This window comes from Sphingomonas quercus, from assembly GCF_018863195.1.
GTDB classification, from domain to species: domain Bacteria; phylum Pseudomonadota; class Alphaproteobacteria; order Sphingomonadales; family Sphingomonadaceae; genus Solisphingomonas; species Solisphingomonas quercus.
Window position 1 is genome coordinate 183683 of sequence record NZ_JAHKRT010000001.1, and the last position, 22387, is coordinate 206069.

The following is a 22387-nucleotide window of genomic DNA, read 5'->3' on the forward strand; positions in this document are numbered from 1 at the left end:
CTTGCTCTTCATGTTGCTCCATCCTAGCTGTCGTTCATGTATGCGCAAGGTGAGAGGATGCTGCACCGGCGGTGTGGCAGCGATTGCGGCCGATGACGGGCGCCCGGCTGGCCCTGCTCGCGTCTCCCGCGCCGCCGGCCCAGCTCGCCGCGAGGGAATTGCGCGACCGTTATGACTTCGTGCCGCTGTCCCGCGCTGAGACAGTGATCGCGCTCGGCGGCGACGGCTTCATGCTGCAAACCCTGCATCAGATGCTCGACGATCGCATCAATGCGGCAGTGTTCGGGATGAATCTCGGCACCGTCGGCTTCCTGATGAACGAGTGGCGCGTCGACACGCTGGAGGAGCGGCTGGAGCGCGCCCGCCCGTTCGGCGTGATGCCGCTGCGCATGGAAGCGATCACCGTCGATGGCGAGAGCTATGTGATGCCGGCGATCAACGAGGTCTCGCTGCTGCGCGAAACGCGCCAGACGGCATGGCTGGAAGTGATGGTCAATGAGCGCGTCGTGCTGCCCGAACTGGTCTGCGACGGGGTGCTGGCGGCGACGCCGGCCGGCTCCACCGCCTATAATCTTTCGGCGCAGGGCCCGATCCTGCCGCTGGGCTCGGCGATGATGGCGCTGACCCCGATCAGCCCGTTCCGCCCGCGCCGGTGGCGCGGCGCGATCCTGCCCGACACGGCACGCCTGTCGTTCCGCGTGCTCGATCCGGTGAAGCGCCCGGTCTCCGCCGTCGCCGATCAGCGTGAAGTGCGCGACGTGTCGACGGTGAAGGTTGCGATCGACCGCGCCACCACGCTGACGCTGTTGTTCGATCCGGAACACGCCCTGGATGACCGGATCACGATGGAGCAGTTCGCGGTCTGAAACGGCCCCTTGCAATCCCCCTCGGGGCGTTGCATAGGGCGCGCCTCGCCCGGCAACACCGGCGCGGGACGGCCATTCCCTGGTAGCTCAGCGGTAGAGCATCCGACTGTTAATCGGCAGGTCGTAGGTTCGAATCCTACCCGGGGAGCCATCCGTCCAGACAGCGCGGCGGACGCCGCCTCGTCCCCCTCCCCGCCATCACCCGGATCGATGCAGCGCCACCCCGCCCCTGCACCCTTTCGCGGACGCCGAGTCGGCACTCGCGACGCTCATGTCAGCGCTTGACAACCGGAATTCGATCCGTTTCGGCACCGAAACAAGCCAGCTTAATCAACACAGGAAGAGTCTGCGCGAATAACTTGTCTCACGCGCAGAACGTTTAGTCTCCATAGCGACTTGGGCATGTAGACCGCTGCGTTAACCATGAATATTTAGTCTGATCGCGGCCCCGATGATTGCGGCGCGGGCCGCGTGGTCTGCCCCGAAACCCGTGGTGAACGGTGTTTTTGGAATGGCCGCTAAGATTGGCGAAAGGATTCAGTGCGAGCTTCGTACAGCAATGTTGTGCTGTGCAATCTCGCGTGACCGGGGGGTTAACCATGTCGTTTAACATGAGCTGGCAAGAGGAGCTACGTGCTCCAAGATGCGACGATCCTATGCGGTCCTTGCAGGCGGTTCGATCGATCCGGCTGCGCAAAATGCAAATCTGCGGGGAGGAAAAGGAGATCGCCATCCGCCTTGTTGAATCCACCGAGAAAATTCAGGCGGCGTGCGACCTCATCAACGATCGTTATGCGTGGCGCGGCTATGGATCGAGCCACCACATTCCCGAAGACGCCAACCACATGACCTTCACCGCCGAAGTCGAAGAGGAGGTGGTCGGCACGATCACGCTCGCCGTCGACTCCGCGCAAGGGCTGGCTGCCGACCGCGCCTTCAAGGATGAGCTGGACGCGTTCCGCGATCTGCCCGGCGTCAAGCTGTGCGAGCTGACCAAGTTCGCCTTCGATCCCGCCGTCCAGTCCCGGGAGCTGATGGCCGCGCTGTTCCACATCGTGTTCGTCTACGGCCACCGCACCCATGGCTGCACCGACCTGCTGATCGAGGTCAATCCGCGCCACGTCCGTTTCTACGAGGCGATGCTCGGCTTCCAGCGGCTCGGCGCGGTGCGCACCAACGAGGGCGTCGACGCACCCGCCCAGCTGATGTGGCTCAAGGTCGCCGCCATCCGCGAGCAGATCAACTGCCATGCCGCCACTCAGGATCGACCGAGCTCCCGCTCGCTCTACCCCTTCTTCTTCTCGCCCGCCGAGGAGAACGGCATCTATCAGCGCCTCACCCGCGCCATCCCGCAACCACATGCCAATGACACTTATGACGAGGTGGAGATCGCACCCATTCCGGGCGTGCACATCGTCGATGCCCCATCGCTGAAATCAACTTTCGCCAAGGGGTATCCGATCGAGGCTGCGGCCTAGGGTCTGAGCCCGACAGGAGGGCGCCCGACCGTTCGGGCGCCCTCCATGGCGGCAGCTGAGGCGAGCTTCACATTGGCGCGACGCTGACCCATGGCGAAGCCGGCAAGGCCGAAGCCGGCGAGCATCATCGCCTATGCGGCCCGGGGAATGGTGAAGGTAAAGATATCAGCGCAATAGAGCGGCGGATCAGAGGTCCAGGCCGCCGAGCGCCTGAGCAAGCCGCTCGCGCGTGAACGGCTTCTGGACGACCGGTCTTTGCCGATAGCCGTCATCGAGGCCGGCTTCGCCATAGCCGGTGATGAACAGGAACGGCCGGCCGCGGTCGGCCAGCGCGTCGGCAATGCGATAGCTCGGCTGGCCGTTCAGGTTGACGTCGAGCACCGCGGCGTCGACCGTCTCGGCGTCGAGCACGGCGAGCGCCTGCTCGACATTGGCGACCGGCCCGACAATCTCGCAGCCAAGGTCTATGAGCATATCCTCAAGCAGCATCGCGACGACCGCCTCGTCCTCCACAACGAGGATCCGTCGCCCCACCCAATTCCCGCTGCTCATTCCTGGTCCTTTTCCGAAATCGGTACTTTGATCGTGCATATGACGCCGGCGGGCTGATAATCGAGCTGCACGCTGCCGTTCAATTCGCGCGGCAGGCCCTGCTCGACCAGCCGAGCGCCGAAGCCACGACGGCTCGGCGGCGCGACGGCCGGCCCGCCGACCTCCCGCCAGCTGATGCTCAGCATTTGCCCGTCGCACGTCCAGCTCAGCGACACCCGCCCGGCATCGCCGGATAGCGCGCCGTGATCGACCGCGTTCGTCGCCAGCTCGTGGAGGGCCATGGCCAGCGCCACCGCCATCTGCGGCCGCAACTGGATGTCCGCGCCGTCCACGCTGATGCGATCGGGATCGGTGCCGTCCCCATGGAACGGCGCGAGAGCCTGGACGGCGATGGCCCGCAGGCTCGCCCCTTCCCAATTGCTGCGGGTGAGGATGGTGTGCGCATCGGACAGCGCGATCAGTCGCGCCTCGAACGCGGCGCGTGCGCGGGGCTCGGCGGCACCACCACGGAATGTCTGGCTGGCGATCGACAGCACCGTCGCCAGCGTGTTCTTCACCCGATGGTTCAGCTCGTTGATGAGCAGCTTGAGATGCTCCTCGGCGCGCTTGATGTCGGTGATGTCGCGAGTGGTGCCCCCGATCGATTCGACGCCTCCGGCCGCATTCATGATCGGCGTCAGGATATAGTCGTAGATTCGCCAGCCGAGCGTGGCGTGCGGAAAGCCGACCTCCCCGCGAACCGGCTTGCCGGTGGCGGCCACCTCGTCGATCTCGCGCTCGTGCATCTCGGCGTGCCACGGCTCATAACCGACTTCGAGCAGGGTCCGCCCGATCGAGTCCGGCAGCGTCCGGTTCCACATGCCGAGCAGCGCCTGATTGGCGAAAATGAAGCGATAGTCGCGGTCGAAGGCGTAGATGAGATCGGGGGTGCTGGAGATCAGCGCCTCGTAGAAATGCTTCTGACGCTCCGATTCGGCGGTGACGCGGGCCAGCTCCTCCTGCGCCTCGCGGCGGGCGGTGACGTCGCTGGCGGCGCCGAGCCATTCGACAACCTCGCCGTCGTCATCGAGGATCGGCACGGCGCGGGACAGTGTCCAGCCGAGCGTGCCATCGACCCGCCGCACGCGATGCTCCAGCTCGAAGACGCCGCGGGAGCGGATCGCCTCTGCGATCGCCGCCTTCACCCGCGGCTGATCCTCCGTCTCGACATAATCGTCCAGCCAATTGCTGCGCGGGGCCTGCGTGTCGTGGAGGAAACCGCGGCCATCAAGCTCGCGCAACTCCGACCAGTCCGGGCTCACCCGGTAGACCGCGTCGGTACTGGCTGTGACGAACGCCCGGAACCGTTCCTCGCTCCTCCGCGATGCCGCCGCGGAATTGTCCTCCTTCATGCAGGCATGCTCGCGTGTCTCACCCCGTTTCGCGGTAATGAATGCTCTATCGGCGGCAAAGTTCTGCGGTAAATATTTATCTGCCGATCGCCCGCGACATTTCCGTGATGCGACGTGCCGCCCCCGATCACCGCCCGCCTGCGCCGGGCGATTGATCCACATGATAGCGCGAGCCCGTAACATTGTTCTATGTGGACCGGTTGGCCAGGGGACGAAAGCTCAGTGACGGACGGGATCGCGAAGGCGCGCACGGGGATTGATGGGTTCGATGACCTGACTCTCGGCGGACTGCCGCGTGGGCGCCCGACACTGGTCTGCGGCTCGGCGGGCTGCGGCAAGACGCTGTTCGCTTCGACTTTCCTGATCAACGGCGTCCGCGACGAGGACGAGCCCGGCATCTTCGTCACCTTCGAGGAGCGGCCGGTCGACATCGTAGACAATGTCGCCTCGCTCGGCTTCGGCCTGGGCGAACTGATCGCGGCGAAGAAAATCCATATCGAGCACATCGCCATCGACCCCTCCGAGCTTGCCGAGGTCGGAGACTATGATCTCGAGGCGCTGTTCCTGCGGCTCGAGCTGGCGGTGGAGGAGATCGGCGCCAAGCGGATCGTGCTCGACACCATCGAGAGCCTGTTCTCCGCCTTCCAGAACCCCGCCATCCTCCGCGCGGAAATCCGTCGCCTGTTCGATTGGCTGAAGGAAAAGGGCCTCACCGCGGTCATCACCGGCGAGCGCGGCGACGGCACGCTGACCCGCCAGGGCCTGGAGGAATATGTTTCCGATTGCGTGATCCTGCTCGATCACCGCGTTCTCAATCAGGTGTCAACGCGGCGGCTGCGCATCGTCAAATATCGCGGCACCGCCCATGGCACCAACGAATATCCGTTCCTGATCGGCGAGGACGGCTTCTCGGTGCTTCCGGTTAGCTCGCTCGGGCTCGGCCACCAGGTGCATGACGAGCGCATCTCGTCCGGCGTCCCCGATCTCGACGCGATGCTGTCGGGCGGCGGCTTCCATCGCGGCAGCAGCATCCTGCTGAGCGGCGTGGCCGGATCGGGAAAGAGCTCGATCGCCGCCGCCTTCTGCGCCGCCGCCTGCGCGCGCGGCGAGCGGGCGCTTTACTTCTCGTTCGAGGAATCGGCCCAGCAGACGGTGCGCAACATGCGCTCGATCGGGCTCGACCTGCAGCCTTGCATCGACGCCGGCCTGCTCGCGTGCAACGCCTCGCGACCGACCTTCTACAGCCTTGAGATGCACCTCGCGATCATGCTGCGCGAGATCCAGCGCTTCCAGCCGACGCTGGTGGCGATGGACCCGATCTCCGCTTTCCTCGATTCCGGCGACAAGCAGGAAGTGCAGTCGATGCTCCTGCGGGTGATCGACTATCTGAAGAGCCTGGGCATCACCGGCGTGTTCACCCACCTCGCCCATGTCCAGAACGAGGCGCAGACCGACGCCGGCCTCTCGTCGCTGATGGATGCCTGGATCATGCTGCTCAATCGCGAGGTGAGCGGCGAGTTCAACCGCGAGCTCTATCTCCTCAAGGCGCGCGGTATCGCCCACTCCAACCAGGTGCGCGAATTCGTGATGAGCGAGAACGGCATGCGACTGGTCGAGCCCTATCTCGGCGAGAATGGCGCCCTTACCGGCTCCGCGCGCCGTTTCGAGGAAGCGCGCAGCCGGCGGCTTGAAGCGGTGCGGCGGGCGGACGCGGCGCGGCTTCAGGACAAGATCACCCAGCGCCGCCGACGCACCCAGGCCCAGATCGAGGCACTGGAAGCGGAGCTGGAGGCCGACGAGATTGAGCTGAGCGGCCTCGTCGCCCAGGAAACCGCCTATCTGGACCAGGCGCAACAGGATGCGGCGAATATGGCAATGGCACGCGGAAACGCCAAACGTGGGTGAGGACGAGGCAATGGCAGAGGCAGACAACAAGCCGCGCAAGCTCACCCTCTATGTTGCAGGACAGACGCCGAAATCGGTGGCCGCGATCCGTAATCTGGAGCGCATCGCCGAGGAGCTGGCGGGCCAATATGAGATCGAGGTGATCGACCTGCGCCAGCACCCGCATCTGGCCCGGGAACATAATATCGTCGCAATCCCGACCCTGGTCCGCTCGCTGCCGGTGCCGGTGCAGAAGATCATCGGCGACCTTTCCGATCAGGAGCGGGTTCTCGTCCATCTTAAGGTCGAGAATTGATGGCCAGCCTCGGAGCCGCGCAAGGCGGCGAGCGCGAGGCCGAGCTCCGCCGCCGCCTCGCCGAGGCCGAGGATACGATCCGTGCCATCCGTGAGGGGGAGGTCGATGCGCTTGTCGTGCGCGGGCCGCAGCAGGACGAGGTCTTCGCGCTGGGCGGGCAGGACAGCTATCGCGCCTTCATGGAGGCGATGGACATCGGCGCCACGGCGCTCGATGCCGACGGCAAGCTGATCTACGCCAATGCCGCGCTGTGCTCGCTGCTCGGTCGCAGCGCCAAGGATCTGCAACGCGACGGCATCTTCGCCGCGCTGGGCGACGATGCCGCGCGGATCGTGCGGGCACTGATCCGCGATGCGGAGAATAACCGCCGCAGCCGCCAGGTCGCCCTGCCCTGCGCCGGCGGCTATTGCCACGTCGAGGTGGCGGCGGCGCCGCTGTCGCTCGGCTTCGGGCGGGGCCATGCCATCACCTTCACCGACGTCACCGAGCGGATCGAGACCGAGGCAGCCCATGAGAGCGACCGCATCGGCCGCTCGATCATGGCTTCCTCCAACGAGGCCGTGGTGGTCGTCAATCGCGACGGCGTGATCACCCATGCCAATGCCGGCGTGCGCCAGTTTCACGAGGGCAGCAGCATCGGGAAGTCGTTCGATCGGGCTTTCCACTTTGGCTTCGGGCTCAGCTCCGGCCTGATGGGTGGCGGCGATCTGATCGGCGTGGCGCTGGCCGGCACGGCGGTGCGCGGCATCGAGGCGACCTTGAAGCAGGACGATCGCACCCGCGACCTGCTGCTCAGCGCCGGGCCGCTCCGCCAGTCGGGCGACGTGATCGGTGGCGCCATCGTGACGATCGCCGACGTCACCGAGCGGCGCGCCGCCGAGCGGCGGCAGGCGCTGCTGATGGGCGAACTCACCCATCGCGTCCGCAACACCCTCACCCTCGTCATGTCGATCGCCAATCGCACCATCGCCGGCGCCAGGGACATGGCCGATTTCCGCACCGCCTTCGGGCGCCGGGTCGAGGCGCTGGCCGCCACGCACAGCCTGCTCGCCGAGGGCACCTGGAGCGGCCTGTCGCTGGAGGAGCTGATCAACGCGGAGCTGGCCCCATACGTCACGCTGGGCAGCGATCGCGTGCACCTAGCCCTCGGCAAGGTTCGCATCGCACCGAATACGGCGGTGGCGCTGGGGCTGATCCTGCACGAGCTGGTGACCAATGCGGTCAAATATGGCGCGCTGTCCACGGAGGACGGCCGCATCGCCATCGGCACCGTGATCGACGGCACCACGGTCGAGATCAGCTGGCAGGAAATAGGCGGTCCGCCGGTCGTCGCGCCGGAGAAAATGGGCTTCGGCCAGACCGTGATCGCGCGCGGCCTTGCCGGCAGCGGCCTGCGCCCCACCGAGGTCGAATTCCATCCGGAAGGCCTGGTGTGCCGCATGTACGTGCCGCTGGAGCTTTCCGAGGCGGCCTAGCCGGGCCGCGTCACGGCTCGCTGAACGCCTCGACGATCCGGCGATCCCCGCACAGGAAGGCGTCGGCCACGAGGCGCATCGGGGCGATGTCGACATCGCTCGTCCCGGCGTCGATCAGCGCGGCGAAGCGGGCGTAGAGTTCGGGATATTCGCGATCCTCGGCGATCCTCGGCGCCTCGCCGGGCAAGGTCAGCACCGTCCCGCCCTTCTCCAGCCTGAGGGTGCCGCGATCGGTGTCGACGCTGATGTCCCAGCTTTGCGGCCCCGTCTGGCGCCAGTCGAGGTCCATGCGAATGGCCGCGCCCGCGACGTCGCGAAACGAAAGGTCGGCGGCGATCGGGGCGGCGCGGTTCGCCGGGATCGACAGCACGCTCCGCTCGACGAAAAAGGGGTGCGGCAGAATATATGTCGCGATCGACAGCGCGTTGATCCCGGGATCGAACACGCCCAGCCCGCCCGGCTCCCAGATCCATGCCTGTCCCGGATGCCAGACGCGGACATCCTCGCGCCAGACGATGCTGGCGCTTCTTATCTCGCGCTCGGCCAGCCAGTCCCGCGCCGGGCCGACGCCAGCGGCATAGCGCGAATGCCAGCTCGCGAAGAGGGTGACGCCGGCCGCCTGCCGCTGCGCATCGAGGATCGCCACTTCCCCGAGCGTCGCGCCGGGCGGCTTTTCGAGGAAAACATGCTTGCCCGCCGCGATAGCCTGGGCGGCGAGCTGGTAGCGGACCTGCGGCGGCGTGCAGAGCGCGACCGCGTCCACCGCCACACCGGAAGCCAGCATCTCGTCGAGCGTGGCGAAGCGCGGCAACCCGCCCACCCCTTCGCCATGGGTGCTGGCGGTGGCGGCGAGCTGGAAAGCGGGGTTGGCGGCGATGGCCGGCAGATGCTGGTCGTGCGCGATCTTGCCGAGGCCGATCACCGCGATGCGGATCGGACCGGCCATCAGAGCTGCCTCACCGCGACCAGATCCTCGGCGGCGCGGACCAGCGTGTTGCGTAGCGGCAAAGCGAATGGCGCGGCCTCGATCTCGAATATGTCGCCGGCCTCGGTTCGGACGGCATCGCTGAACGACAGCGTCGCCGTGCCGAAGAAATGGACGTGAACATCGCCCGGCCGGCGAAACAGCGGGTATTTGAAGTGATGATGTTCCAGATTGGCGAGGCTGTGGGACATGTTCGCCTCGCCGGACAGGAACGGCTTCTCCCAGATCATTGCCCCGTCACGGACGATGCGGCTGGTGCCCCGCACATCGGCGGGCGCCGCGCCGAGGAGCAGTTCGGGGCCGATCGCCGCCTGGCGCAGCTTGGAATGGGCCAGCCACAGATAATTGTGCCGCTCGGTGACGTGATCGCTGAACTCGTTGGCGAGGCACAGGCCGAGGCGGAACGGCGTGCCGTCGTCACCGATCAGGTAAATGCCGGCAAGCTCCGGCTCCTCGCCGCCGTCCTGCGCGAAGGCGGGCATGGCGAGCGGCGCCTCGGGCCCGACGAGCTGAGAGCCGTCGCCCTTGTAAAACCATTCCGGCTGCTGGCCGATCTCGCCCGGCCCGGGCTTGCCGCCGGCCACGCCGGCCAGGAACATGCGCATCGAATCGGTCTGCTGCTCGGCGGCCGCGGCCTCCCGATGCATCTTGTCGCGCCCCTCGGCCGAGCCGAGATGGGTGAGGCCCGTGCCCGTCATCAGCAGATGGGCCGGATCGGGATGGTCGATCGGGGCGATAAGCCGGCCGGCCGCGAGCTCTGCGGCGGGGTCGACCGTCGCCCCGTTTCCGCGCGCCGCCACCTCGTCGGCAAGGCTATGCCCGGCGGCAATGGCGGCGAGCGCCAGCGCCCGCACGCTTTCGGCGCCGGGCACGAACGCGGCGCGATCATTGCTGGCAGCGATCACCGATCGCGCGCCGTCCGCCCCGCGATGCTGCAACAGGCGCATCCCCATATCCATCCTCCGATTGGCAATTACTCAGACATATTTCAGGCGGTCGCGATCGGCAATGTCTCGTGTTAGAACGAGCAGAGGGGGCAAAATGACGAGCGATATTACGTTGGACGAAGAAGGCGGCAGCGGCCGCGCACCACGCGGCACCGGGCGCCGCCTGCACGGAGCAATCGCGCACAAGCTCGGCGCCGCGATCGTCTCGGGCGAATATCAGCCGGGCGACCGGCTGGAGAGCGAGATCGCCTTTTCCGAGACGCTCAACGTCTCGCGCAGCGCCTATCGCGAGGCGGTGCAGGTGCTCACCGCCAAGGGCCTGGTGGAAAGCCGTCCCAAGGCCGGCACCCGCGTGCTGCCGCGCAATCGCTGGAACCTCCTCGATCCCGACGTGCTCGCCTGGTCGTTCTCCGGCGAGGCGGACATGGAATTCATCCGCAACCTGTTCGAGCTGCGCGCCATCGTCGAGCCGGCCGCGGCGCGCCTCGCCGCCGAGCGGCGCGACCGTGCGGACCTCAAGGCGATGAAGGCTGCCCTGGGGGCGATGCGCCAGCATTCGCTGGCCACCGAGGCCGGGCGCACCGCCGATCGCGATTTCCACACCGCGATCCTGCAGGCGACCCGTAACGACGCGCTGATCACGCTGAGCGCCAGCATCGGCGCTGCGGTCAACTGGACGACGCAGTTCAAGCAGCGCTCCCGCGCGCTCCCCCGCAACCCGATCCCCGATCATGTCCGCGTCTACGACGCCATCGCGCTGGGCGATGCCGACGCGGCGAGCGAGGCGATGCGCCAGCTCGTCGCGCTGGCGCTGGAGGATACGCGCAGCTCGATGGCCTGAGCTTTCAGGCGATCTGCTGATCCGGCAGCGCCTGTGTCGGGCGCGCGCCCCACAGCGCGTAGAACAGCACATAGAGCTCGCACGCCGCGGTCAGCAGGAAGGACATTTGCAGGCCATAGGCGTCGGCAAGCTTGCCCTGCACCACCACCAGCGCGCCACCCGCGATGGCCATGATCAACAGGCCCGACCCCTCCTCGGTCAGCGGGCCGAGGCCGCGAATGCCGAGAGTGAAGATGGTGGGGAACATGATGGAGTGGAACAGCCCCACCGAGATCAGCGCCCACATGGCGAGATGGCCGGTGGCGAGCGTCGCGATCATCATCACCGCGAAGGCAAGGATGCTCGCCGCCGCCAGCACATGCTCGGCGGCGATGCGCTGCATCAGGAAACTGCCGACGAAGCGGCCGACCATCATCCCGCCCCAAAGCAGGAACAGATAATGGGAGGCCTGCTCATGAGTCAGGTTGCCGATCTGCGGCTGCGACACGAAGTTGATGAACAGGTTGGACACGCCGATCTCGGCGATCAGGTAGATGAAGATCGCCGGCACGCCGAACACCAGATTGCGGTGACGCCACAGCGAGTGGCCGCGCCGCTCCTCGCGTGCGGCGCGGCGCACCGACGCCCCCATCGCCGGCAGCGGGAAGCGCGCGATCACCACGGCGAGGACGATCAGCACCATCGCGACGATGAAATAGGGCAGCTGCACGGCCTGCGCGTCGGCCAGCCGCTCGGCAGGGGTCAGCGCGGCCGCCCCGGCCATGCTGGTGCCCGAGGTCGAGCGGCCGAGGATCAGATAGCCGCCGAACAGCGGCGCCAGCGTCGTGCCGAGCGAGTTGAACGCCTGGACGAGATTGAGCCGGGACGAGGCCGTCTCGGGCCGGCCGACGACCGCGACATAAGGATTGGCGGCGACCTGTAGCAGGGTGATGCCGCTCGCGATCACGAACAGCGCGACGAGGGTGACGCCGTAGGAAGGGATGCGCGCCGCGGGGATCATCACCAGCGCGCCGGCCGCCATGATCGCCAGGCCGGTGACCAGCGACTTGCGATAGCCGATCCGCTCGATCAGCCGCGCCGCCGGGATCGAGGCGACGAAATAAGCGATGAACCACACGCTCTCGATCAGCGTTGTCTGAGTGTAGGTGAGGTCGAAGACGCTGCGCAGGTGCGGCAGCAGCGTGTTGTTGATGACGGTGATGAAACCCCACATGAAGAACAATGTCGCCAGCAGCGTCAGCGCCGGACGATAGCTGCCGCCTTCGGCATGATGATGCGACGGATCGAGAGAGGCGGACATGGGCGCTGGCATCGGCAATCCTTCCCTCGGCAAGACCGTCAGCCGCGGCTTGCCCTTATTCTTTTTGTCAGACTATATATCGGCAAACGGGGCGTCAACGGGCGCCGGCGGAGGGGAATGTCGATGCGCTTCTTCGGAAAAACGGGCCTCGGTGCGGCGGGACTGGTGGCGGCGATGACCGCCACCGGGGTCCACGCCGCAGAGGCGAAGCGCGAGGCGTTCGGCACGCTCGCCGACGGCACCGCGATCGAGGCGGTGACGCTGAGCGCCCGCAACGGGGTCAGCGCGCGCATCATCTCGTTCGGCGCGACGCTCCAGGCGTTCAACGTGCCGGACCGGAGCGGCAGGACGGTCGATATCGAGCTCGGCTACGACACGCTCGCCGACTATGTCGCGCGGCCCAATTTCTGGGGCGCGAGCATCGGCCGCTATGCCAATCGCATCGCCGGGGGCAAGTTCACGCTGGACGGGCAGAGCTACCAGCTGCCGCTCAACGACAAGACCAATTCGCTGCATGGCGGCACCCAGGGCTTCGACAAGAGGCCGTGGCGGATCACCGGGGTGAAGAGCGGCGCTGCGGCCAGCGTTACCCTCGCCCTCACCAGCCCGGCCGGCGACCAGGGCTATCCCGGCAAGCTGGAGGTGACGGCAACCTATGCGCTGGACGACGCCGGCAATCTGACGATCGACTATGACGCGACCAGCGACGCTCCGACCATCGTCAACCTCACCAACCATGCCATCTTCAATCTCGCCGGCGAAGGCGCTCCCGGTGGCATCCTTCGCCATCGGCTGATGATGCCGGCGCGCCGGTTCACGCCGGTCAACGCCGCGCTGATCCCGACCGGCGAGCTGGCGCCGGTCGCCGGCACGCCGTTCGACTTCACGCGCGCCCGCACCATCGAGGACGGCATCCGCGACGGCCGCGACCGGCAGATCCTGTTCGGCCGCGGCATCGACCATAATTTCGTGCTCGATGCCGGCGCCACGCCCGAGCCGAAGCTTGCCGCGCGCCTCGAGGATCCGGACTCCGGCAGGGTGCTGGAGGTGCTCACCGATCAGCCGGGCGTGCAGATCTACACGGGCAATTTCCTCGACGGCACGATCGTCGGCAAGGCCGGCCATCTCTATCGCATGGGCGACGGCATCGCGCTGGAGCCGCAGAAATTCCCCGATACGCCCAACCAGCCCTCGTTCGGATCGGCGCGCGTCGATCCGGCGCATCCCTATCATCACCGGATGGTTTTCCGGGTGTCGACCACTCAAGGCCGCTGATCATGACCGACAAGACGCCGCCCAAGCTCCGTTCCCGCGCATGGTTCGACAATCCGGCGAACATCGACATGACCGCGCTCTATCTGGAGCGCTATCTCAACTATGGGATCAGCCTGGAGGAATTGCAGTCGGGCAAGCCGATCATCGGCATCGCCCAGACCGGCAGCGACCTGTCGCCATGCAATCGCCATCACCTCGTCCTTGCCGAGCGGGTGCGCGAGGGCATCCGCGAGGCCGGCGGCATCGCCATCGAATTCCCCGTCCATCCGATCCAGGAGACCGGCAAGCGGCCGACCGCGGGCCTCGATCGCAACCTCGCCTATCTCGGCCTGGTGGAGCTGCTCTACGGTTATCCGATCGACGGCGTGGTGCTGACCATCGGCTGCGACAAGACCACGCCGGCCTGCCTGATGGCGGCGGCGACGGTGAATATTCCGGCGATCGCATTGTCGGTCGGGCCGATGCTCAACGGCTGGCACAAGGGCGAGCGCACCGGATCGGGCACGATCGTGTGGAAGGCGCGCGAGATGCTGGCCGCCGGCGAGATAGACGACAAGCAGTTCATCCGCCTCGTCGCCAGTTCGGCGCCGTCGACCGGCTATTGCAATACGATGGGCACGGCGACGACGATGAATTCGCTCGCCGAGGCGCTGGGCATGTCGCTTCCCGGCTCGGCAGCGATCCCGGCGCCTTATCGGGATCGGCAGGAGGTCGCCTACCACAGCGGCCTGCGCATCGTGGAGATGATCGCCGAGGATCTGAAGCCCTCCGATATCCTCACCCGCGAAGCGTTCGAAAACGCCATCGTCGTCAATTCCGCGATCGGCGGATCGACCAACGCGCCGATCCACCTCGCCGCCATCGCCCGCCACGTCGGCGTCGATCTGCCGATCGACACCTGGCAGGAGCGTGGCCACAAGGTGCCTTTGCTCGTCAATCTCCAGCCTGCGGGCGAATATCTCGGCGAGGATTATTATCGCGCCGGGGGCGTGCCGGCGGTGATCGCCCAGCTGATCGGCCAGGGGCTGATCCACGAAGGCGCGATGACCGCCAACGGCCGGACGATCGGCGACAATTGCCGGGGGGCCGCGATCGAGGACGAGCGGGTGATCCGCCCGTTCGCCCAGCCGCTCAAGGAGGAAGCCGGCTTCATCGTGCTGCGCGGCAATCTGTTTGATTCGGCGATCATGAAGACCAGCGTCATCTCGGACGAGTTCCGCCAGCGCTATCTCTCCAACCCGGCCGATCCCGACGCCTTCGAGGGGCCGGCGGTGGTGTTCGACGGGCCGGAGGATTACCACGCCCGCATCGACGATCCCGCCACCGGGATCACCGAGGAGACGCTGCTGTTCATGCGCGGCGCCGGGCCGATCGGCTATCCGGGCGCGGCCGAGGTGGTCAACATGCGGCCCCCCGCCTATCTGATCCGCGAAGGCGTGCATGCGCTGCCCTGCATCGGCGACGGGCGCCAGTCCGGCACCAGCGGCAGCCCCTCGATCCTCAATGCCAGCCCAGAGGCGGCGGCAATGGGTGGCCTCGCCCTCATCCGCACCGGCGACCGGGTACGCATCGACCTCGGCAAGGGCCGCGCCGACGTGCTGATCCCCGACGAGGAGCTGGCCGAGCGGCGCCGCGCGCTGCAGGAGGCCGGCGGCTTCGCCTATCCCGCCTCGCAGACGCCGTGGCAGGCGATCCAGCGTGCCGTGATCGGGCAGATGGAAAGCGGCGCGATCCTCGAGGGCGCCGAAGCCTTCCAGAAGATCGCACAGACCAGGGGCCTGCCCCGCGACAATCACTGAGCCCCCGGGGAAGCAGCGCCCGGCGCAGGCCACAGCATAGAGCGATAATCGAGGGCTGTCCTCTGTCCAACCTCACAGCTTTGCGAGGTCCGGCCGGAGGATAGGCTTCCGGCTTCTTCGGCCCTCGGCAGATCTCTCCATGCTCGACAATATCGACCGGACAATCCTGAGAACGATCCAGTCGAACGGACGGATGACGAACCAGGAACTGGCCAACCGCTGCGGCCTGTCGCCATCGGCCTGCTTCGATCGCTTCAAGAGATTGCGCGACACCGGCTACATCAAGGGCTTCACCGCCGTCCTCGATCCATCAAAGCTCGATCAGCCGCTCCTCATCTTCGTCGAGGTGCTGCTGGATCGCACCTCCCGCAATCTGTTCAGCCAGTTTTCCGAAGCCGTCAGACGGGTGCCGGAGATACTGGAATGCCATATGGTCGCAGGCGGCTTCGACTATCTGCTCAAGGTGAGGGTCCGCGACATGGCCGCCTATCGGGCCTTCCTCGCGGATTCGCTGGTGGAGATGCCGGGGGTGCGCGAGACGCGGACCTATCCCGTGCTCGAAGAGGTGAAGAACAGCGCCGAGCTGCTCATCTGATCGCCTTCACGCCGGGCACGAGGCAGCGCCGCGACGCGACCGCGGACAGATAGGCGCTCATATGATCCACCGCCCGCGCGGTCGGGCTAAGCAGGCGGCGGCGCTTGTCGGTGCTGTCCCGCCGGCTCTGCAACAAGCCTGCGTCGAGCAACAGGGTGATATAGCGCAGCGCCGTCGATGGCGGGCAGGCGGCCCCGATGCACGCCGAGGACACCAGCATCTCCTTGCCCTGAAGCCCGTGAACGAACACGTCGAGGAGCAGGTCCCAGGCCGGCTCGCCGAACATGTCACTGCCGAAGCTCCGCTCGCGCAGACGCCGCTCCGCGTAGAGCGAACGGGCGAGGTCGGCGAGCGACATGCCCGTGCAGTCCGGGGAATCCCTCCTCTCCTCCGCCGCCTCGCCGGGGTGCGCCGCGGCCGCGGGCGGTCCTTGAGCGATGTCGGACAGGCGGGCGTTGAATTCGGCAAGCTGCCAGCTCGCCGGAAGATAGTCTGTTGCGTTCATTTAAGGTTTCCCGGAGGGCGTGCTCAGAGCAGGCCCAGCTGTCGGAAGCTCGCAATCTCGCCATCGCCGATGACGAAATGATCGAGCAGCTTGATGTCGAACAAGGCAGCCGCGCGAACCAGTTCGGCGGTCGCCCGCCGATCCTCCGGCGACGGGGCCGCACAGCCGGACGGGTGGTTATGAGCGATGATCAGCCGCGCCGCGCCCAGTTCCAGCGCGCGGGCGACGATCGCCCGGCTCGGGCATTCGACCGAGGCCAGCGAGCCCACGGCCATGATCTCTTCACGGATCAGCCGGTTACCGGTGTCGAGGAACAGCGCCAGCATCTGCTCGGCGCGATCGTTGCGCAGCCGGAGGCCGAGGTAATCGGCGACCTCCACCGTGCTGTTGAGGATGAGCCGATCCGCCGCCCTGACGCGCAGCGCGTGCAGCATCGCCTGCTGGACGGATCTGAGATGCGCGGCAACCGCCTCGGGAACACCGCCGAGCCGGCCGCAGCCGGCCGCGGACAGCGTCGCGGGAAGCGATCCGAAACGATCAATGAGCCGCCCCGCCATCTCCCCGCCCGGCCCCTTGCCGAGGACCGGTTCGAGGATCAGCGCCAGGAAGGATCGGCACCCAGCCTGGCCACGCGCATCCGGTGCCGGATCGTCCCAAGCAGCAAACACAGGCAGAGCGGATAGATCCAGACCTGCACGAGGATCGCATAGACAATGCGCGCCGCCCGTCCCTGAATATCCAGCAATCCCACCAGATGACTCGCCGTCTCCACGGCCAGCATCGCGGTCATCCATAATGGCCAGAACCTGGTTGTGCGAAGCGACAGCATGAGAAACGCAGCTGTCACCGCCGCATCGACTGCGAACATGACGCCTTCGAACCCCGTATAGCGGCTGGCCGCGGGCGACAGCACGAGCGCGCTGACCGCGACGCTGGCGAGCAGCATCAGCGCCCCCACCCGCTCCGCCGCGCCGCCAAAGGCGAGCGCGGCGAGCGTGCAGACCGCCAACAGGGCGAGGAAATAGATCTGGTGGCCCATCCTCCCTTTCAGGCCGGGCCACCGAGCCCCGTCAAGATGGAATCAGGCGGCGTTGACGACGCGCAGATCCGGCGTCTCGCTTGCCTCGAGCATCTTGGCGATCCCCGGCGAATCCCAGTCGCCGATCGACAAGGGCAGGATCCTCTTCGCATCCATGGTCAGGGAGCTGTGGACGTCGAAGGTGACGGCGCGCGCCTGGCCCATCAACCGGATGGCAGCGATGATGCGGGAGATGGCCTCCCGCCCGACTTCCAGCTCCAGCTCGGCGTCGGCCTTGCCGAGGCAGGTGCTGGCGAGGAGCTTGCCGAGATGGCCGAGCGAGGCATCATTGGCGGCTTCGGCGAGGTGGATGTCTTTGCGAACCTGACGAACAAGAGCGAGAGTCTCTTTGCGCATGGCTACCCCTTCCGCAAAAACGCGGTTCCTGGAAGTTTTTCCGTGTTTGGATCAGCCGCCGACCAGCACGATGCGCTCGAGAAAGTGCATGAGCAGGACGAGGGCGATCACCGACAGGGTAGCGCTCATTGCCAACCCGCCGGCCAGCACCGCGGTCACTCCGAGGAGCTCGCCAGTGCCGAGATCATTCACGGGACGCCGATCCGTTCGAAACGGAAGCGGAAATCCTCGCGTCAGGGGCAGGTGATGGAAGACCGCGCTCGGCTCCTTGAGGAGCATCGCGTCAGATACATCTGGCTCATCCTCCAGCCCCTGGCGCTGCGTGGACGACGCCCCATCTGCGCCGGCCAGGGGGGCGGCGGGAAGGGTCTGCGGCTCGGGTAGTATTCGATACGGTATCGCCTGATCGCCCTCGAACGCGGCAAGAAGCTCGGCGGCGTGGCGGCGGCTGGTCGCCTTGAGGCGGCGTCTGGCATTGTCGATATAGGCGTCGACGGTGCGGTGGGAGAGACCCAGCTCGCGGGCGATCTCCTTCGACTCCAGACCTCGCCTGACGAGCTGAAGGCATTCGCGCTCGCGGCGCGTGAGGGATGACACCTCTGGTTGATCGGCCGTCACACCGGGAGTGTTAATCAGGCGCGCCATGAGGTTTCAACGATGGCGGCACCGCTGTGCCGACATGGCACAGCGCCCCGGTTGCCCCGGGCGACTTCGACCGGGGCCCTGCCGGCTCCGCTTCCCGGCCTCCGCGCGCGCCCGGCCCGGCAACGGCCAGGGGTTCCGGGAGAGCGAGCGCTCCGCTAATCCCGGGCGGCACGGCTGCCAGGAGAAGGGTGATGAGCGAGGAAGCGTCGGCGGGTGAAGCCAGCCCGTCCGCGATGATCGACGAGAAGATCCGCAGCCTTGGCGATTGGCGCGGGGTGACGCTGGCGCGAGTCCGCGCGCTGATCCACGAGGCAGACCCCGATGTCGTCGAGGAGGTGAAATGGCGCGGCGTGCCGGTGTGGTCCCATCACGGCATCATCTGCACCGGCGAAACCTATAAGAAGGTCGTCAAGCTCACCTTCGCGCAAGGGGCCGCGCTGCCCGACCCGGCCGGGCTGTTCAATGCCAGCCTGGAGGGCAATGTGCGGCGCGCGATCGACCTGCCCGAAGGCGTTGCCCTCGACGAGGATGCATTCGCGGCCTTGATCCGCTCAGCGGTCGCCCTGAACGCAACGCGGGCGCGCCGCTGATCGGAGGAGGAGCGCGCGGGGGACACTGCGGCGGCCCCGCGCGACCTCGATCAATAGGGGTAATCCACCCCATAATAGCCGTGTACCTCGCGACCATAGTCGCGATCGAAGCTCGGTTCGTTCTGGCTGGTGTAACGCGGCGCCTTCTCGAGCACCGCCCTGTCCAGATTGACGACATAACCGCCCTGACCCGTGTCATAGGTCAGCACGTCCCACGGCAGCGGATAATAATCTCCGCCCATGCCGAACAATCCCCCGAACGAGAGCACTGCATATTCGACCCGCCCGGACAGCTTGTCGACCATGAAGTTATGGATGGACCCCAGTTTCTCGCCCTGATTATTGTAGACGGCGGTGCCTTCCACCTTGTTCGACGCGATCAGGCGACTGGTTTCATCCGTGGCGATACCGGTATTTGACATGGCGATCATCTCCTCGCGATTGGCGGCTAGATATGGGGCGACAACGCACGAGACGGCGACGCTCTCCGTTCCCTGGCGCCGATGAGGCAAGCGGCGCCGCCGGCGCGTCGGGCCGCGGCCATGGCACCGGCGCGGGCGTGGGACGTTCGTCGCACGTCATCCGGGGGAGACGGCAGTGCGCAACCTTGATCTCAGCTCGTGGCATGGCCTGTTCACCACCCTGCTCGGCCTCGCGCTGGTCACGCTGATCGGCGTCGGCATCCGGCTGGTGACGATGGTCGCCATCCAGCAGCGGCGGGAGCGGATGAATCGCCAGATCAACGAGCGGCTGCGCACCCTGATCGCCGCCTATCGCACGCTGGGCGGCTCGTTCACCGGCAATCTCGCCGTCGATCCCACCCATTTGCGCGACGTCGACCGCCAGGCCGAGGTGGCGGCGCTCGATCTCAGCGCGGCCCGCGTCGCCAGCTCGGATCGCGCGCGGCGCATCCGCGACGCGGTGGAGGCGGCGCTGTCCGACATCATCCTGCTCGGCACCGAAGAGCATGTCCGGCTGGCCGAGCGCGCGGCGCGCGAACTCGTCGCGGGCCGGCCCGTCCACACCCAGGATCTGGTCGTATCGCTGCGCGCGTTCATCCGCGAGGCGCTCGACCTCGATGCCATCCCCACCGATCTCGCCATCCCGATGCAAGGCCCCGCCCGCCCCGCCAGCGGCGGAGCCGGCAAGGACAAGGGAGAACGCAACGGACAGGGCGGAGGGGGCGGCGGCGGCGGCGGCATGGGGATGGGCATGGGGATGGGAATGGGCGGCATGGGCGCCGGCATCGGCATCGGCATGGGCGTCCATGACGAGGAAGATGAGGACGACACCGCGGATTTGGCCGCCGTCCCCCCTCCCGGCGGCGGCTCAGGCGGGGGCTGATGCCATCAGCAGCCGGGCGATATCGTCGCGGCGGGTGAGCAGATCGGCCAGGGTGTAACGGTCGAACACGGCAAGGAAGGCGGCGAGCGCTTCCTTGAGCACGCTGGTCAGCCCACAGGCCGGCGCGATGACGCAATTGCCGCAGTCGACCAGGCAGAAGCCGTCTTCCGTGTGGCGGACGAGCGCGCCGATATTGATCTCCTCCGGCGGCCGCCCCAGCCGGATGCCGCCGAACCGCCCGCGCACGCTCTCCACATAACCGGCGCGGACCAGCTGGTTCACCACTTTCATCAGGTGATTTTGCGAGATGGCGTGGGTGCGCGCGATCTCCGCGATCGAGCACAGGCGCTCCGGCCGCCCACCCAGATGGATCAGCACGCGCATCGAATAATCCGTGAACAACGTCAGTTTCATGGCGCGCTCGATAATATGCATTCCTGTTGCATGTTTCAAACGCTCTATATAGATGCATTCTTGATACATGATTGGGGCATGAGTCGTGAGCAGTGGCGTGACAGTGGATGAAGCGGCTCTCGGGCAGCTCGTGAACGCCTTCTATGCCCGCGTCCGCGCCGACGCCGAGCTCGGGCCGGTGTTCGACGATGCCGTCGGGGATTGGCCCCAGCACCTCCAGACGCTGACCGACTTCTGGTCCTCGGTGATGCTGGGCACCGGCCGGTACAACGGCCGGCCGGTGCCCGCGCATCTGCGCCATCTCGACCGCCTCGATCCTGCCCTGTTCACCCGCTGGCTGCGCCTGTGGGCCGAAACCACCGAGGCATTGTTCGCGCCGGACGTCGCCGCCGCGCTTCAGGACAAGGCGGCGCGCATCGGCGAGAGCCTGCAGCTCGCCCTGTTCTTCCGTATGGGCGCCCCGCCCGGCTGAGCTTGCACCCCCTACTCTTCATCCCACTGCCAAGGAGACGCTGATGCCGCAGACACTCAGCGAGCGCACCATCGCGCTCGTCAAAGCCACCGTTCCGGCGCTCGAGGCCCATGGCCTCGATATCGTGCGCGAAATGTATGCGAGGATGTTCCGCAACCCGGACATTCGCGACCTGTTCAACCAGTCGCATCACGGCGACAGCGGCTCCCAGCCGCGCGCGCTGACCGGGGCGATCCTCGCCTATGCGGCGAACATCGATAATCTCGGCGCGCTGGCGCCCGCAGTCGAGCGGATCGCGCAGAAGCATGTCGGCCTGCAGATCCTGCCCGAACATTATCCTCATGTCGCTGACGCGCTGCTCGGCGCGATCAAGGCGGTGCTCGGTGACGCTGCGACCGAGGAAATCCTCGCCGCCTGGGGCGAAGCCTATTGGTTCCTCGCCAATATCCTCATCGCTCGCGAGGGCCGCATCTATGGCGCGCTCGCCGAGGCGGAGGGTGGCTGGAGCGGCTGGCGCGATTTCCGCGTTGCGGAGGTGGTGACGGAAAGCAGCGTGATCCGTTCCTTCATCCTGCGTCCCGTCGATGAGGGCGCGGTGATCCGCCACAAGCCCGGCCAGTACCTCACCTTCTGGCTCGCCATTCCCGGACAGCCGCCGGTGAAACGCAACTATTCGATCTCCAACGCACCGAACGGCGAATATTATCGCATCTCCGTAAAGCGCGAGCCGCAGGGCCTCGCTTCGGGCTGGCTGCATGCCGCGGCGGTGCCGGGCACGGTGCTGAAGGTGTCGCCGCCGGCCGGCGAATTCTTCCTCGCCGATCACCCGGAGCGGCCGGTGGTGCTCCTGTCGGGCGGGGTCGGCCTCACCCCGATGGTGGCGATGCTGGAAACGGTGGCGGCACGTGGGCTGGCGACGCCCGTCTATTATATCCACGGCACCCATGATCGCGACACGCACGCGATGCGCGATCATGTCCGCGCGCTGGCCGCGAAGACCGCGGCCATCCGGATCGTCGATTTTCACCAGACGCCGCTTCCCGATGAAGTCGCCGGCCGGGATTACGACCATGCCGGTCTGATCACCGAGGAGTGGCTGCTCGCCAACACCCCGGTCGGCGAGGCGGACTATTATCTGTGCGGGCCGCGCCCGTTCCTGCGCGCGGCGGTGTCGGCGCTGTCGCTTTCGGGCGTGCCGTCAGACCGCATCCACTATGAGTTCTTCGGACCGGCCGACGAGCTGCTTGCCGCCTGACCGAAAAAGGCGGGGCGTGTCGC

At 66.8% G+C, this 22387-nt stretch carries 25 protein-coding genes and 1 tRNA gene; 14 read left to right on the plus strand and 12 right to left on the minus strand.

Annotation, left to right across the window (positions count from 1 at the left end; genetic code table 11):
• Window positions 1–92: 92 nt before the first annotated feature.
• The 3 genes from KOF26_RS00925 (at window position 93) to KOF26_RS00935 (ending at window position 2344) form a co-directional block, all read left to right on the plus strand.
• Complete coding sequence (locus KOF26_RS00925) at window positions 93–866, plus strand: NAD kinase (protein ID WP_216318578.1); 774 nt, start codon at window positions 93–95, stop codon at window positions 864–866.
• A gap of 76 nt (window positions 867–942) precedes the next feature.
• Window positions 943–1017, plus strand: a tRNA-Asn gene (locus KOF26_RS00930).
• A gap of 547 nt (window positions 1018–1564) precedes the next feature.
• The gene (locus KOF26_RS00935) at window positions 1565–2344 is read left to right on the plus strand and encodes a GNAT family N-acetyltransferase (protein ID WP_216318581.1); all 780 of its coding nucleotides are present in this window, start codon (window positions 1565–1567) and stop codon (window positions 2342–2344) included.
• 186 nt (window positions 2345–2530) lie between these two features.
• Here the strand turns inward: KOF26_RS00935 and KOF26_RS00940 are convergent, their stop codons facing one another.
• Window positions 2531–2896 carry a response regulator gene (locus KOF26_RS00940; protein ID WP_216318584.1) on the minus strand — a complete coding sequence of 122 codons (366 nt, stop codon included), beginning with the start codon at window positions 2894–2896 and terminating at the stop codon, window positions 2531–2533.
• Window positions 2893–4287 carry a sensor histidine kinase gene (locus tag KOF26_RS00945; protein WP_253200916.1) on the minus strand — a complete coding sequence of 465 codons (1395 nt, stop codon included), beginning with the start codon at window positions 4285–4287 and terminating at the stop codon, window positions 2893–2895. The genes KOF26_RS00940 and KOF26_RS00945 overlap by 4 nt, the downstream gene beginning before the upstream one ends.
• A 222-nt stretch (window positions 4288–4509) precedes the next feature.
• Between KOF26_RS00945 and kaiC the strand changes: the two genes are divergently transcribed.
• The 3 genes from kaiC to KOF26_RS00960 are packed head-to-tail and all read left to right on the plus strand — an operon-like array spanning window position 4510 to window position 7962.
• Complete coding sequence (gene kaiC / locus KOF26_RS00950; protein ID WP_216318591.1) at window positions 4510–6192, plus strand: circadian clock protein KaiC; 1683 nt, start codon at window positions 4510–4512, stop codon at window positions 6190–6192.
• Window positions 6193–6202: 10 nt separating this feature from the next.
• Window positions 6203–6487, plus strand: coding sequence for a circadian clock KaiB family protein (locus KOF26_RS00955; RefSeq protein ID WP_216318594.1), 285 nt, complete (start codon window positions 6203–6205; stop codon window positions 6485–6487).
• Entirely contained in the window at window positions 6487–7962 is a 1476-nt protein-coding gene (locus KOF26_RS00960; RefSeq protein WP_216318597.1) for a sensor histidine kinase, read from the plus strand. Before KOF26_RS00955 ends, KOF26_RS00960 begins: the two co-directional genes overlap by 1 nt.
• A 10-nt stretch (window positions 7963–7972) precedes the next feature.
• Here KOF26_RS00960 and KOF26_RS00965 read toward each other — a convergent pair whose 3' ends face one another.
• Both KOF26_RS00965 and araD1 read right to left on the minus strand, forming a co-directional pair.
• The gene (locus KOF26_RS00965) at window positions 7973–8908 is read right to left on the minus strand and encodes a Gfo/Idh/MocA family protein (RefSeq protein ID WP_216318599.1); all 936 of its coding nucleotides are present in this window, start codon (window positions 8906–8908) and stop codon (window positions 7973–7975) included.
• The gene (gene araD1 / locus KOF26_RS00970) at window positions 8908–9900 is read right to left on the minus strand and encodes an AraD1 family protein (RefSeq protein WP_216319874.1); all 993 of its coding nucleotides are present in this window, start codon (window positions 9898–9900) and stop codon (window positions 8908–8910) included. The genes KOF26_RS00965 and araD1 overlap by 1 nt, the downstream gene beginning before the upstream one ends.
• 88 nt (window positions 9901–9988) lie before the next feature.
• Here araD1 and KOF26_RS00975 point away from each other — a divergent pair, with 88 nt between their 5' ends.
• Window positions 9989–10735 carry a FadR/GntR family transcriptional regulator gene (locus tag KOF26_RS00975; RefSeq protein ID WP_216318602.1) on the plus strand — a complete coding sequence of 249 codons (747 nt, stop codon included), beginning with the start codon at window positions 9989–9991 and terminating at the stop codon, window positions 10733–10735.
• Window positions 10736–10739: 4 nt separating this feature from the next.
• Here the strand turns inward: KOF26_RS00975 and KOF26_RS00980 are convergent, their stop codons facing one another.
• On the minus strand, window positions 10740–12035 hold the full coding sequence (locus KOF26_RS00980; RefSeq protein WP_253200929.1) for a sugar MFS transporter: 1296 nt from the start codon (window positions 12033–12035) through the stop codon (window positions 10740–10742).
• 123 nt (window positions 12036–12158) lie between these two features.
• On the opposite strand from KOF26_RS00980, the gene KOF26_RS00985 reads away from it, so the two are divergent.
• The 3 genes from KOF26_RS00985 (at window position 12159) to KOF26_RS00995 (ending at window position 15704) form a co-directional block, all read left to right on the plus strand.
• Window positions 12159–13310 (plus strand): aldose epimerase family protein, encoded by a 1152-nt coding sequence (locus KOF26_RS00985; RefSeq protein ID WP_216318607.1) that lies wholly within the window; start codon window positions 12159–12161, stop codon window positions 13308–13310.
• Between the two features lie 2 nt (window positions 13311–13312).
• Window positions 13313–15109 carry an IlvD/Edd family dehydratase gene (locus tag KOF26_RS00990; protein ID WP_216318612.1) on the plus strand — a complete coding sequence of 599 codons (1797 nt, stop codon included), beginning with the start codon at window positions 13313–13315 and terminating at the stop codon, window positions 15107–15109.
• Window positions 15110–15248: 139 nt separating this feature from the next.
• Window positions 15249–15704 carry an Lrp/AsnC ligand binding domain-containing protein gene (locus KOF26_RS00995; protein ID WP_216318615.1) on the plus strand — a complete coding sequence of 152 codons (456 nt, stop codon included), beginning with the start codon at window positions 15249–15251 and terminating at the stop codon, window positions 15702–15704.
• On the opposite strand, the gene KOF26_RS01000 is transcribed toward KOF26_RS00995, so the two are convergent.
• Genes KOF26_RS01000 through KOF26_RS01020 form a run of 5 tightly spaced genes read right to left on the minus strand, consistent with a single transcriptional unit; the run spans window position 15697 to window position 18289 of the window.
• The gene (locus tag KOF26_RS01000) at window positions 15697–16209 is read right to left on the minus strand and encodes a helix-turn-helix domain-containing protein (protein WP_216318617.1); all 513 of its coding nucleotides are present in this window, start codon (window positions 16207–16209) and stop codon (window positions 15697–15699) included. The two genes, KOF26_RS00995 and KOF26_RS01000, sit on opposite strands and share 8 nt — an antisense overlap.
• 23 nt (window positions 16210–16232) lie before the next feature.
• A complete protein-coding gene (locus KOF26_RS01005; protein WP_253200933.1) occupies window positions 16233–16766 on the minus strand; it encodes a JAB domain-containing protein in 534 nt (177 codons plus the stop codon).
• 38 nt (window positions 16767–16804) lie between these two features.
• On the minus strand, window positions 16805–17248 hold the full coding sequence (locus KOF26_RS01010) for a hypothetical protein (protein WP_216318621.1): 444 nt from the start codon (window positions 17246–17248) through the stop codon (window positions 16805–16807).
• Window positions 17249–17290: 42 nt separating this feature from the next.
• On the minus strand, window positions 17291–17644 hold the full coding sequence (locus KOF26_RS01015) for a hypothetical protein (RefSeq protein ID WP_216318624.1): 354 nt from the start codon (window positions 17642–17644) through the stop codon (window positions 17291–17293).
• A gap of 51 nt (window positions 17645–17695) precedes the next feature.
• A complete protein-coding gene (locus KOF26_RS01020) occupies window positions 17696–18289 on the minus strand; it encodes a helix-turn-helix domain-containing protein (protein WP_216318627.1) in 594 nt (197 codons plus the stop codon).
• A 191-nt stretch (window positions 18290–18480) separates the two neighbouring features.
• On the opposite strand from KOF26_RS01020, the gene KOF26_RS01025 reads away from it, so the two are divergent.
• Window positions 18481–18879: a DUF1801 domain-containing protein gene (locus KOF26_RS01025; protein WP_216318631.1), complete on the plus strand. Its 399-nt coding sequence runs from the start codon at window positions 18481–18483 to the stop codon at window positions 18877–18879.
• Between the two features lie 50 nt (window positions 18880–18929).
• Here the strand turns inward: KOF26_RS01025 and KOF26_RS01030 are convergent, their stop codons facing one another.
• Window positions 18930–19301 (minus strand): PRC-barrel domain-containing protein, encoded by a 372-nt coding sequence (locus KOF26_RS01030; RefSeq protein ID WP_216319877.1) that lies wholly within the window; start codon window positions 19299–19301, stop codon window positions 18930–18932.
• Window positions 19302–19476: 175 nt separating this feature from the next.
• Here KOF26_RS01030 and KOF26_RS01035 point away from each other — a divergent pair, with 175 nt between their 5' ends.
• Window positions 19477–20223: a hypothetical protein gene (locus KOF26_RS01035; protein ID WP_363181534.1), complete on the plus strand. Its 747-nt coding sequence runs from the start codon at window positions 19477–19479 to the stop codon at window positions 20221–20223.
• Here the strand turns inward: KOF26_RS01035 and KOF26_RS01040 are convergent.
• Window positions 20209–20637 (minus strand): Rrf2 family transcriptional regulator, encoded by a 429-nt coding sequence (locus KOF26_RS01040; RefSeq protein WP_216318634.1) that lies wholly within the window; start codon window positions 20635–20637, stop codon window positions 20209–20211. The genes KOF26_RS01035 and KOF26_RS01040 overlap by 15 nt on opposite strands.
• Before the next feature lie 85 nt (window positions 20638–20722).
• On the opposite strand from KOF26_RS01040, the gene KOF26_RS01045 reads away from it, so the two are divergent.
• Both KOF26_RS01045 and hmpA read left to right on the plus strand, forming a co-directional pair.
• A complete protein-coding gene (locus tag KOF26_RS01045) occupies window positions 20723–21109 on the plus strand; it encodes a group III truncated hemoglobin (protein WP_216318638.1) in 387 nt (128 codons plus the stop codon).
• A 43-nt stretch (window positions 21110–21152) separates the two neighbouring features.
• Complete coding sequence (gene hmpA, locus KOF26_RS01050; protein ID WP_216318640.1) at window positions 21153–22364, plus strand: NO-inducible flavohemoprotein; 1212 nt, start codon at window positions 21153–21155, stop codon at window positions 22362–22364.
• Window positions 22365–22387 lie beyond the last annotated feature (23 nt).